Below are 11,469 nucleotides of genomic sequence, written 5' to 3'. Positions count from 1 at the left end.
GCGCGACCGGCGGTCCAGAATCCACACGGTGGCCAGGGTGAGGACGACGGCGAACGAAGCCAGCGCGGCGAGACTGCCCCCGGTGCCGCCGCTGAACGTCTCGCGGTAGGCGGACATGGCCGGCAGCGTGGCGGTCATCCGGTCGAGATCAAGGTTGCGGCCCAGCGCTTCGAATGCATGGCGATTGGCCAGGCCCATGCTCATCAACCGTCCCGGGAACGCCATCTTGTCGACCGGGACGATGGCGCCGCCGAACAGCACCTGCGGGAAGCACAGCATCGGCAGAGCAAGCGCGGCCTGGGCGGCGTTGTGCACCGCGGCCGAGGCGAGCAGACCGAGGGCCAGTGCCGAAGTCGCCTCGATGACCATCGTCACGAACAGCAAGCCGTACACGTGCCACCCGGCGGCGGGCAGTCGGCCGAGCAACCGCAGCACGGCGAGCAGCACTGCGCTCACCGCGGCCAGCACCGGAAGCAGGGCCGCCACCTTGGATGCCACATAGGCACCGACGCTGATCCCGGCCAGCCGCTCCCGCCGGAAGACGGCGATCTCCCCGACGATCTGCAGCAAACCGTAGGTGAGGCCGAAGAAGAAGCCGTCGAACGCGATCCAGAAGACGATCTGCGCCGGACCGACATCGGCCGCGCCGCGCGCATCGAACGCGCCGCGCACAAACAGCGTCGCCATCATCGCGGTGACCAGCACCGGTGAACCGAGCAGCACGGCGAGGGTCAGCCGGTTGCGAAGCAGGACATCGACGTTGCGCCGCGTCATCAGCCACCACTGCGCGACGACTCCCGGGCGCCGGATGCTCGGCGATGGCGACGCAGCAGGACACGGCTGGGCCTGCGGCCTGTCCAAGCCGGTCGCGAAACGCCGCGCCCAGACCGCCGGGTTCGGCTCGGCGGCCAGTCGCTCGTACACGCCGGCCAGATCGTCGACACCGAAGTAGCGGCGCGCCTCGGCCGGGCTGCCACTGAAGGCCAGATGGCCGTCACGAGCCAGGAAGATCACCCGGTCACACCGGTCGATGCCGGCCGGCTCATGCGTGGTGAGCACAATCGTCACCCCGCGCTCGCTGAGCCTGCGCAGCAGACGCATGACGTCGGCCGCGGTCGACGGGTCGAGCCCGGAGGTGGGTTCGTCGAGGAAGAACAGACGGGGCCGGGTCAGCAGTTCCACGGCGATGCCGGCGCGTTTGCGCTGGCCCCCGGACAGCGCGCGGACCGGCACCTCGGCCCGGTCGGCCAGGTCGAGATCCACCATGGTCTGTTCGACCACCCGATCCGCTTCGGCCGCCGACGTGCCCGCCGGCAGGCGTAGCCGCGCCGCATACTGCAGCGTGCGGCGCAGCGGCATCTCCAGATGGATGATGTCGTCCTGGGGGACATAGCCGATGGGCGATCGGGCACCCCGAACGACGCCGTCATGCCAGACCTCCCCGGTGGTCGGTGGCTGCAGGCCGGCGAGGATCTCCAGCAACGTGGTCTTCCCGGCTCCGCTGCCGCCGGCAATCGCAACCAGCTCACCCGGCGCTATGGACAGCGACAGCCCGGGCAGGATCTGCCTGCGGCCGGCCCGTCGGCTCACGTCGACGGCATCAACCCGCCCGCCCTGTAGCTGAAGTGGTTGTACCGTCAATCCGGTCATGTCCGTAGCCTCCCGTCGTTGCTGAATTGCATCGTCAGGAGCTGATCATCGGCCGCTGCCGGGACTGCTCACATGGGGCGTTTGCCTCAAAACGGCACGCCGCTGCGGCTCTTCGTCAGTACCTCATCGTGCGGGGGCACCGTCGGCCGGAAAGCCCACCAGGCCCCGGTCGATGGCCGCGAGACTGGCCTGCGTGCGGTTGTTGACACCCAACTTCGCGTAGATCCGCTCGACGTGATTGCGGGCCGTCTTCTCGGCGATGAACAGCTCGGCTGCGATGTCACGGTTCGACCGGCCCTGCGCGACGAGGCGCAGGACTTCGACCTCGCGGGCGGTGAGTCCCGACGACCACGACGACGCCCGCCGGGTGGTGCGATGCCCCGCCGCGGCCAGGACGGCTTCCACCGACTCCGGATCCAGGCGTCCGTCGCGCGCCTCTCGGCGCAGCTGTGCGGCAGCAGCGTCCGGATCCACGGCGGCCCGTTGCGGACGCGGCTCCAGCAGTTGGTGATACGCGGCGACGGCGGCCAAAAGCCGGTCGTGGGCCGTCAATTCGGCTCCGGCGAGCCCTCGGGGGAAGCCGGACCCGTCGATGCGTTCCTCGTGTTTGGTGGCGACGGACACCACCGACTCCAGGCCTTTGACCCGGCTCAGTATCCGGCCCGTCAGGTAGGGGTACATCCGAACCCGTTCCCATTCGGCCGTGCTCAGCGGGCCCTTCTTCTCCCAGATCTGATTGGAGACCCCCAGCCTGCCGAGGCCCTGGACCAGCCCGGCCCGGTACAGGCGGCTGATGTCGGCCGACGGCATCCGCAGCTGCCGGGCCGCCCCGGCCGCGAGATCCGCAACGCCCCGCGAATAGCCCGGCGAGCAGGGGCATTTCAGGTCGACGAAATCGGCCAGAGCCCGCAGCAGTTCGTCGATCTCCTCGTCGTCGAGAGTGCGGTCGCGATCCGGTGCCTGCGCCAAAGCCGCGGTCCATACGTCTATTTCGAGCAGGCCCTCGACGATTGCGGCGGCATCGCGCCGGAACACGTCGGCCACGGCCGGACTGAACTGCGTGCCGCGCCGCGACATGGCGGTCTCCAGCGCCCGGTCCAGCCCGCCGGCCCGCAGGTGGACCTCGATCACGTCGGCCAGGTGGACGATATGGATCTCGAGCGGAATCTCCTCTCCGCGAGCACCATTGGGCATCCCGCGGCCATCCCAGCGCTCAAAGATGTAGCCCAGCGCGGTGCCCACCTGCCGGTCCAGCCCGATCCGGTCCGACAACACTCCGGCAGAAGTGCAATGCGAACTGATCAGGTTGGCCACCTGGTTGCGCGCGGTCAGCAGAAAGGCCGCCGAGCGGATGCCGCGCTCCCAGACCGGCAGCCCGCGCCCGACGTGACTGACCATGAGCCGCAGGAACGGCAGTCCGGCCATATCCACCCCGTAGGTGTCGGCGCGGAAGGCGATGTCGTCACCGAACAGCGCCGAAAGCTCGTGGGAGTCGGCGTGGCAGCCGATCCACCCGACCAGATTGGCGTAGTACACCGTGGCCCGCTGCCGGGTATCCAGGCCCATCCGCTCGGCGATGCGCGTGGCGATCAGGGTAGAGCGCAGCATGTGTTCCATCGGCTGCCCCAGACCGAGGTCGATCGCCAGTGACACCGCCGCCAGCAGCTCGGCCTTGCGCAGGCCTTTTGTCGAGCCCTGCCGAGTCCCGGTCGGATGCACGACCATATTGTGCACCCGGTGGTTTCTGGGGCGGTTGCCTCATGCGGTGCCCCGTGCGTGCGGCCTAGCCTTGCCGCATGGTTACGACGATCGAGCACAACCCCTGGGACAGCGTGCTGACCGAGGGTCACGCGCCGTTGGTCAAGGCACGACGGCTGTTCCGTTACCTGCCCTCGGCGCCGCGGTGCAAGTTGTGCAACAACCCGTTCGGCGGCCCCGCGGGTCGCATGCTGGCGGTCGCCGGTTTCAGCCCGTCACGCAAGAACCCCAATCTGTGCAGCCGTTGTTGCGACGCGCTACCCGCGGGCGGCGCCGAGGTGGACGTGGCAGTTCTGTTCGCCGACGTGCGTGGCTCCACGGCGCTGGGCGAGGGCGGCGCTGCCACACATTTCGCCGCCCTGCTCAACCGGTTCTACGACGTGGCGACGCATACCCTGCTGCGTCATGACGCGGTGATCGACAAGCTGATCGGTGACGAGGTGATGGCGTTCTTCGTCCGCGGCATCAGCGGCCCGCAGTACCGGGCGAAAGCGGTCCTGGCGGGCAGGCAGCTGCTCGAAGCGGTCGGTTACGGAAGTGGCGGAGGGCCCTGGCTGGAACTCGGCGTGGCAATTAATGCCGGCGTCGCGTATGTGGGCAATGTGGGTGGCGCGGTCGTCGATTTCACCGCCCTCGGCGATCCGGTCAACGTCGCGGCGCGGATGCAACGACACGCGGCCGGCGGCGAACTGCTCGTCGCCACCGGAGTGGCCGATGTGGGCACGGTGACCGCTCAGCGACGCCGACTCACCCTGCGCGGACGTGTGCAGCCGGTCGACGCGTTCGTCCTCGGCGCGTGAGGTCAGCGCTTTCTGACGGACTTCGGCGGCTTGGCGCCGCGGCCCTGTTGCCGCGCCGCTGCCCGCCGTTCCCGCCGGCTGCCTCCCCCGACCGATCCAGCCGCGCCGGCTGAGGTCTTGGCCCCGCCGCCGTTGCGCTGCACCTGAGCCGAGCCGTCCTCGGACGGACCCGAATAGGTAAGTGCCGGCGCCTCGTCGGCGTCGTCGATTCCTTTGGCGCGCAACGTGCTTACCGGCTCTTTCGGGGGCTGCTCGCGCGCCGGCGGCTGGTCCTGCGCGGCGGCGGCGGTGGCGAATTCGGCCAGGCCTTCGGGCTGTTCGACCGGTGCCACGTCGACCTGCGGAGCCGGTACAGCTTCCACGCTGACGTTGAACAGGAAGCCGACCGACTCCTCTTTCATGCCGTCGAGCATGGCCATGAACATGTCGTAACCCTCGCGCTGGTACTCCACCAGCGGGTCGCGCTGGGCCATTGCCCGCAGCCCGATGCCCTCCTTGAGGTAGTCCATCTCATAGAGGTGCTCGCGCCACTTGCGGTCGATCACGTTGAGCAGCACGTTGCGTTCCAGCTGGCGCATCGCGCCCTCGCCGGCGATCTCCTCGAGCTCGGCCTCCCTTGCCGCGTAAGCCTTGTCGGCATCCTTGAGGAGCGCCTCGAGCAGTTCTTCGCGCGTCAGGTCGTCGTGCTCGGAGTCCGCGTCACGGTGGGTGAGGTCCTCGTGGCTGATCCCGACCGGATACAGCGTCTTGAGAGCTGTCCACAACGCGTCCAGGTCCCAGTCCTCGGCGTAGCCTTCGCTGGTTGCGCCGTTGACGTACGCCGTGATCACGTCGCGGAGCATGTCCAGGGCCTGCTCCTTGAGGTTCTCTCCCTCGAGGATGCGGCGACGCTCGGCGTAGATGACCTTGCGCTGCTGGTTCATCACCTCGTCGTACTTCAGGACGTTCTTGCGCATCTCGAAGTTCTGCTGCTCGACCTGGGTCTGGGCACTCTTGATCGCCCGGGTGACCATCTTGGCTTCGATCGGCACGTCGTCGGGCAGGTTCAGCCGGGTCAGCAGGCTCTCCAGCGCGGCCCCGTTAAACCGGCGCATGAGCTCGTCGCCCAGCGACAGGTAGAACCGGGACTCGCCCGGGTCGCCCTGGCGGCCGGACCGGCCGCGCAACTGGTTGTCGATGCGCCGGGACTCGTGCCGCTCGGTGCCGAGCACGTACAGGCCGCCGGCCTCGATGACCTCTTCGGCCTCCGAGCTGGCCTCCTCCTTGACCTTGGGCAACTCCTGATGCCACGCCTCTTCGTATTCCTCGGGCGTCTCCAACGGATCCAGGCCGCGCTCGCGCAGCCGCTTGTCGGTGAGGAAGTCGACGTTGCCGCCCAGCACGATGTCGGTACCGCGGCCGGCCATGTTGGTGGCCACCGTGATGCCACCCCGCCGGCCCGCCTCGGCGATGATGCCCGCCTCCTGCTCGTGATACTTGGCGTTGAGCACGTTGTGCGGGATGCGCCGCTTGGTGAACTGGCGCGACAGGTACTCCGAGCGCTCCACGCTGGTGGTGCCGATCAGGACCGGCTGGCCCTTCTCGTAGCGTTCGGCGACGTCGTCGACCACCGCGATGTACTTGGCCTCTTCGGTCTTGTAGATGAGGTCGGACTGGTCGGTGCGGACCATCGGCTTGTTGGTGGGGATCGGCACCACACCCAGTTTGTAGATCTCGTGCAGCTCGGCCGCCTCGGTCTGGGCGGTACCGGTCATGCCGGCCAGCTTGTCGTAGAGGCGGAAGTAGTTCTGCAGGGTGATGGTGGCCAGCGTCTGGTTCTCGGCCTTGATCTCGACGTGCTCCTTGGCCTCGATGGCCTGGTGCATGCCCTCGTTGTAGCGGCGGCCGATCAGCACGCGGCCGGTGAACTCGTCGACGATGAGCACCTCGCCGTTGCGGACGATGTAGTCCTTGTCGCGGTTGAACAGCTCCTTGGCCTTCAGCGCGTTGTTCAGGTAGCTGACCAGCGGTGAGTTGGCGGCCTCGTAGAGGTTGTCGATGCCGAGCTGGTCCTCGACGAACTCCACGCCCTTCTCGTGCACCCCGACCGTGCGCTTGCGCAGGTCCACCTCGTAGTGGGTGTCCTTCTGCATCAGCGGCGCCAGCCGGGCGAACTCGGTGTACCAGTTGGACGCGCCGTCGGCCGGGCCGGAGATGATCAGCGGGGTGCGGGCCTCGTCGATCAGGATGGAGTCCACCTCGTCGACGATGGCGAAGTTGTGCCCGCGCTGCACCAGGTCGTCCAATGAGTGGGCCATGTTGTCGCGCAGGTAGTCGAAGCCGAACTCGTTGTTGGTGCCGTAGGTGATGTCGGCGTTGTAGGCCACGCGCCGTTCGTCCGGCGTCATCTGCGCCAGGATGACGCCGACGTCCAGGCCGAGGAAGCGGTGCACCCGGCCCATCCACTCGCTGTCGCGCTTGGCCAGGTAGTCGTTGACCGTGACAACGTGCACGCCCTTGCCGGCCAGTGCGTTGAGGTAGGCGGGCAACACACAGGTCAGGGTTTTGCCCTCACCGGTCTTCATCTCGGCCACGTTGCCCATGTGCAACGCCGCTGCGCCCATCACCTGGACGTCGAACGGGCGCTGGTCGAGCACCCGCCAGGCGGCCTCGCGGGCCACCGCGAACGCCTCGGGGAGCAGGTCTTCGAGGTCTTCCGGGTTCTTCTCGTCCGCGAGTCGTTTTCTGAACTCGTCGGTCTTGGCCCTCAGTTCCGCGTCGGTGAGTTTCTCGACGTCGTCGGACAACGAGTCGACATAGTCAGCGACCTTCTTGAGGCGTTTGACCATGCGACCTTCACCAAGGCGCAACAACTTGGACAGCACAGTGTTGTCCCCTTTTTGGGATGTTCCCCTGCGGGTAGGAGTCTAGGGCGACCCCCATCCTAGGTGACGGGCGCGCGAAGGCCGCCGATCGTCAGGTCAGGCCGGCCGGATCAGGCCAGTCGAATCAAGCCGTAGTCGTAGGCGTGCCGGCGATAGACCACCGACGGCCGTTCGGTCTCCTTGTCGAAGAACAGGAAGAAGTCGTGGCCGACGAGCTCCATCTCGTAGAGCGCGTCGTCGACGGACATCGGTTTGGCCGGGTGTTCCTTGACCCGGACGACCTGTCCCGGCTCATGGTCGAGCCCGGCACCGTCGTGGTCGTGCGGTTCGGCGGGCTCGGCGGCAAAGGCCTTCTCCGGCGGCGGCAGCACGGCGGTGGCCTCGGCCAGCGACACCGGCGTCTTGTCGCCGTAGTGCACCTTGCGGCGGTCCTTGCCACGTCGCAGCCGGTTCTCCAACTTGGCGACGGCCGATTCCAGCGCGGCGTAGAAGCTGTCGGCGCAGGCCTCGCCCCGCACCACCGGGCCACGACCGCGGGCCGTTATCTCGATGCGTTGACAGGCCTTGCGTTGCCGGCGATTGCGTTCGTGGTCGAGTTCGACGTCGAACAGGTAGATGGTCTTGTCGAATCGCTCGCAGCGGGCGAGCTTCTGTGAAACGTAGATGCGGAAATGATCGGGTATCTCGACGTTGCGTCCCTTGAACACGATCTCGGCGTGGGCCGTCGGTTCGGCCTGGTCTTCGGTTCCGGCTTGATCGAGTCCCTGCTCGGAATCCGCGGTGAGCCTTGGCATTCGTGACAACTCGTTTCTCTTTTCTCGTCACACGCACCCTGCGTGCCCGGCATTCAGATACGCGCCGACGAGGTTAGAGCGGTCTGAGGAAGCCACCGCCGCAGGCTGCCCGCCGGAGCAAGAAGTCGAATCTCACCTCCTACCGCGGGTGCTGCTGAACCTGGCAATTTCGGCGACCGTAAGTCGAGAGTCTGCTGTCGACGTTAGACCCTGTTTGCCTTTCCTTGCCACTCAATTCGCAGACCTGTCGCGAGTTCTTCACGCGGCGGCGATTGCCAGCACCGCGGCCACCCGCACACCGGCGCCCCGAAGCACCCGGACCGATTCGCGTGCCGTGGCCCCGGTGGTGACGACGTCGTCGACGAGCAACACCTCGGTGTCCGGCCGTAGGCCGCGCAGGGCCACCCGGCCCGCGATGTTGCGTTCGCGCGCCGCGGTATTCAGGCCCACCGAGTCGCGGGCCAGGGCGCGCATGCGCAACGCGGCGCTGACGGTGATGTCGGGGTGGCCTTCGACGGCCGCGGCCGCGATCCGGGTGACGGGATCGCCGCCCCGCCGGCGCGCCGCTGACCGCCGGATGGGCGCCGGCACGATGGTCAGCGGCGTGTCCACCATGCCCCAGCACAACAACCGGTGGATGCCGACGGACAGGGCGCGCGCCAGCGGTGTGACCAGGTCGCCACGGCCGCGCTCCTTGACCGCCAGGACGGCCCGGCGCCGGGCGCCGGTGTAGCGGCCGAGTGCGAACACCGGAACGTGCGGATCGACGCGCGGACTCACTACCAGCGGTTCGCCGGGTTCGACAGCCAGTGCGTTCGCGCAGGCCGGACACCATCGGGTGGCCGGGGCGCCGCAGCCGCCGCACTGCAGCGGCGCAATCAGGTCGAGCATGTCGAGCATGTGGTGAGTGTGGCCGCCAGGGGTGACAAGTCCGGACGGAGACCGACTTGTAACCAAACACTGACCGACTTGCTTTCGCGCGCTTCCATTTTCGCGCCGGCAGCGGCCCTACCATTCCAGCAACGAAGCCTTATTGCCCATCCGCCCGATCAACCCTGGAGAAAAAGCCATGCGTGCGGCGATCCGGTCCCTGCTGGTGCTCCTGGCGATCACTTCGACGGTGATTGCCGGGCACGCGGGCGTCACGCTGCTGGCAGCGAGCAAGTCGAGCGGCTACTCCGAAATCGCCTCGGTCATGCCCCGGCGCGGTGCCGTGGTGGGTGTTGCGCACCCCGTCGTGGTGACGTTCGGCGGGCCGGTCGTCGACCGGCAGGCCGTGGAACGCGCGATCGCCGTGACGTCGGTGCCCGCCATGACCGGCAGGTTCGACTGGGTGGACAGCAATGTCGTGCAATGGCTTCCGGACCGGTTCTGGCCGGCGCACAGCACGGTGGCGCTGTCGGTGGGCGGGCTGCGCACCGAGTTCAAGACGGGTCCGGCGGTGGTCGGTGTCGCAGACATCGCCAACCACACCTTCACCGTCAGCATCGACGGAGTCGACGCCGATACGCCACCGCCTGCCTTGCCGGCGCCGCATCACAGGTCGCACTTCGGGGAACCGGGCGTGCTGCCCGCCTCAATGGGCCGGCCGGAATACGAGACGCCGGTGGGAACTTACAGCGTGCTCGCCAAAGACCGGTCGGTGATGATGGATTCGAGCAGCGTCGGAATCCCGGTCGACAACCCCGACGGCTACCGCCTACCGGTCGATTACGCCGTCCGCATCACCAACCGCGGTCTCTACGTCCATTCCGCCCCCTGGGCGATCTCGGCGATGGGCGCCGAGAATGTCAGCCACGGCTGCATCAGCCTGAGTCCCACCGATGCCGAGTGGTACTTCAACACCGTCCACGTCGGCGACCCGGTGATCGTCAAGGAAGGTGTCCCGGCGGTGGACAGCGACAAAGAGGCCGACGCCAAACCGCTGCAACCGTCAACCCTGAACCCCGACCGGGCAGCCAGTTAACCGGCGCTCAGTCGTCGATGTGTACCGGCGGGTCAGCGAAAGCGGGGTCCCCGGGGCGCTGCTCAGGACCCATCAGGTCGCAGCGCTTGTCGGGCACCAGATGGGAACTGGCCCCACTGGGCACCCAGGACATGAAGCCAACGCAACGTTGCCAGGTGCCGTCGGGCTGGACGGGTCCGTCGCACTTGCTGATGATGCCGGGTCCTCCGTATTGGCATCCTGCCTGTGCCGGCGGCGCCGCGAAGATCAGCCCCCCGGCCATCAGCACGGCAACCAGTCCTCCGACGACGAAGTGCTTCACAGTTGCCTCCCGTTACACCGCCGCTGGTGTTCCACCCATGACGCTACCGCTCACGGGGGATCACCGGCGGCCGCGATCGAGAGGTCACTGTGCCGGCGCGCCCACCGCTCCGCACGCCGGAAGGGCCGTCGTCGTCCCCGCCAGCACGGCCGGGATCGGCGCCGACGGCACCTCGGCAGCCGCCGGTTGCGCCGGCTCCTGCGGCCCGGGCAGCACCACCGGGTCGGCGGTCCGCCCGGCTGAGGGGGCCACCGGGGCGCCCTTGCCGGTGCCGGCCTGGGTGATGAGCGGGGCCCCGGCCGGCGCTCCGGCAACCCCTGCCCCCGCGCCGGCGATGGGGACCACCGGGACGACGGGAGCCGCGGGCGGCACGACCGGGACGGGAGGAATCGGCGGCACGACGGGCACCGGCGGCACGACCGGCACCGCCGGCGCGATCGGCACCGGACCGGGCAGCACCACCGGAGCGGCGGCGATCGGCGCCAGACCGACCCCGGCCTGCTGCTCGATGCAGCTTGCACCGCCGGTGCGCAGCGGCGTGCCGAACGCGCCCGGGCTCAGCGCCAGCGCAGCTCCGCACAACCCCGCGCCGGCAGCAACTGCTACGCAGAATCGATTGATGGTCCGCAACGCCAACTCCGTTCGATCTCCCCATTGCCCCCGCATTCACTGACAATGCGGAACCGTATCGGCGCGCCGAATTCTTGCCTAGACCGCGAAACCGATGGTTGCCGAACCGATGCGATGCACCGGCCGAGCCGTGACTGTGTCTTTCCCGAATAGTGATGCGGGGAACGGCTTTCCCAGCGAAAGCTGTGCTACCCCCGAGAGTCGTGCGGCCGGTCCGGGCGACGCTGGAATGGTGGTGGCGCAATTTTGGAGCGGGCGGCTCGGCAAAGAGTCGACCGAATTACAGCGATGTAATTTATCGACTCGTGATGCGCGGGGTCAGTCCGAACCCCACCGCAGCGACGGCCAACTGAAGCTCAGCGCCCCCTGGCTCAGCCGGGTGATCAGGTCCTCCAGCGCCCGCAGCGGCAACTCCATGCGCCACTCCGGCAGCAGGCCGGACAGCTGCAAGGAATTCGGCGTCAGCTCGACACCGGTGACCATGAGCCCGTGCGGCAACTCCGGCAACGGCACCTGGTAGGCCGGCGTCCGCACCGGCAGCTTCCACCGCCGCTGCCCGGCCACGACCGCGCGCGGATGCAACCACAGGGTCGAGCCCACCACGTCGGCGTCGACCTCGAGACCACCCCAACCCGGTCGTCGCGCCCACCGCAGCCGGGCCGTCCCGTCCTGCCCCGACTCGCTGCGCAGTTGCGGCGCCGCCTGC

9 protein-coding genes and 1 pseudogene are annotated in these 11,469 nt (G+C 68.2%); 2 read left to right on the top strand and 8 right to left on the bottom strand.

The features are described 5' to 3' along the window. Positions 1-1,650, bottom strand: a 1,650-nt coding sequence (locus AC5Y7D_RS30420; protein ID WP_499929827.1) for an ABC transporter ATP-binding protein/permease, incomplete at its 3' end; no start/stop codon positions are given. A gap of 123 nt (positions 1,651-1,773) precedes the next feature. After that, complete coding sequence (locus AC5Y7D_RS30415) at positions 1,774-3,369, bottom strand: HD domain-containing phosphohydrolase (RefSeq protein ID WP_499929830.1); 1,596 nt, start codon at positions 3,367-3,369, stop codon at positions 1,774-1,776. 77 nt (positions 3,370-3,446) lie between these two features. On the opposite strand from AC5Y7D_RS30415, the gene AC5Y7D_RS30410 reads away from it, so the two are divergent. Then, positions 3,447-4,208 carry an adenylate/guanylate cyclase domain-containing protein gene (locus AC5Y7D_RS30410; protein ID WP_499929825.1) on the top strand — a complete coding sequence of 254 codons (762 nt, stop codon included), beginning with the start codon at positions 3,447-3,449 and terminating at the stop codon, positions 4,206-4,208. A 2-nt stretch (positions 4,209-4,210) separates the two neighbouring features. Here the strand turns inward: AC5Y7D_RS30410 and secA are convergent, their stop codons facing one another. The 3 genes from secA to AC5Y7D_RS30395 form a co-directional block, all read right to left on the bottom strand. Next, positions 4,211-7,072 (bottom strand): preprotein translocase subunit SecA, encoded by a 2,862-nt coding sequence (secA, locus tag AC5Y7D_RS30405; protein ID WP_499929823.1) that lies wholly within the window; start codon positions 7,070-7,072, stop codon positions 4,211-4,213. A gap of 110 nt (positions 7,073-7,182) precedes the next feature. Next, on the bottom strand, positions 7,183-7,866 hold the full coding sequence (gene hpf, locus AC5Y7D_RS30400; protein WP_499929821.1) for a ribosome hibernation-promoting factor, HPF/YfiA family: 684 nt from the start codon (positions 7,864-7,866) through the stop codon (positions 7,183-7,185). A gap of 258 nt (positions 7,867-8,124) precedes the next feature. After that, positions 8,125-8,757 carry a ComF family protein gene (locus tag AC5Y7D_RS30395; RefSeq protein ID WP_499929829.1) on the bottom strand — a complete coding sequence of 211 codons (633 nt, stop codon included), beginning with the start codon at positions 8,755-8,757 and terminating at the stop codon, positions 8,125-8,127. A gap of 178 nt (positions 8,758-8,935) precedes the next feature. Between AC5Y7D_RS30395 and AC5Y7D_RS30390 the strand changes: the two genes are divergently transcribed. Then, complete coding sequence (locus AC5Y7D_RS30390) at positions 8,936-9,832, top strand: L,D-transpeptidase (protein WP_499929819.1); 897 nt, start codon at positions 8,936-8,938, stop codon at positions 9,830-9,832. A gap of 7 nt (positions 9,833-9,839) precedes the next feature. Here AC5Y7D_RS30390 and AC5Y7D_RS30385 read toward each other — a convergent pair whose 3' ends face one another. The 3 genes and pseudogenes from AC5Y7D_RS30385 to AC5Y7D_RS30375 all read right to left on the bottom strand — a co-directional run. After that, entirely contained in the window at positions 9,840-10,133 is a 294-nt protein-coding gene (locus AC5Y7D_RS30385) for a CDGP domain-containing protein (RefSeq protein WP_499929817.1), read from the bottom strand. 84 nt (positions 10,134-10,217) lie between these two features. After that, positions 10,218-10,763, bottom strand: coding sequence for a hypothetical protein (locus tag AC5Y7D_RS30380; RefSeq protein ID WP_499929815.1), 546 nt, complete (start codon positions 10,761-10,763; stop codon positions 10,218-10,220). A 318-nt stretch (positions 10,764-11,081) separates the two neighbouring features. Continuing rightward, positions 11,082-11,469 (bottom strand): annotated as a pseudogene (locus AC5Y7D_RS30375) (hypothetical protein); the annotation flags it as partial.

The sequence above is a fragment of the Mycobacterium sp. NGS49 genome, from assembly GCF_059812565.1.
The sequence above is the reverse complement of the archived record's forward strand: the minus strand, read 5'-3'. Positions and strand labels throughout refer to the sequence as shown.

Bases quoted from the DNA above. Each gene is read 5' to 3' on its own strand.
- hpf (WP_499929821.1), bottom strand. From the start codon at position 7,866: ATGCCAAGGCTCACCGCGGATTCCGAGCAGGGACTCGATCAAGCCGGA.
- AC5Y7D_RS30395 (WP_499929829.1), bottom strand. From the start codon at position 8,757: ATGCTCGACCTGATTGCGCCGCTGCAGTGCGGCGGCTGCGGCGCCCCG.
- AC5Y7D_RS30390 (WP_499929819.1), top strand. From the start codon at position 8,936: ATGCGTGCGGCGATCCGGTCCCTGCTGGTGCTCCTGGCGATCACTTCG.
- AC5Y7D_RS30410 (WP_499929825.1), top strand. From the start codon at position 3,447: ATGGTTACGACGATCGAGCACAACCCCTGGGACAGCGTGCTGACCGAG.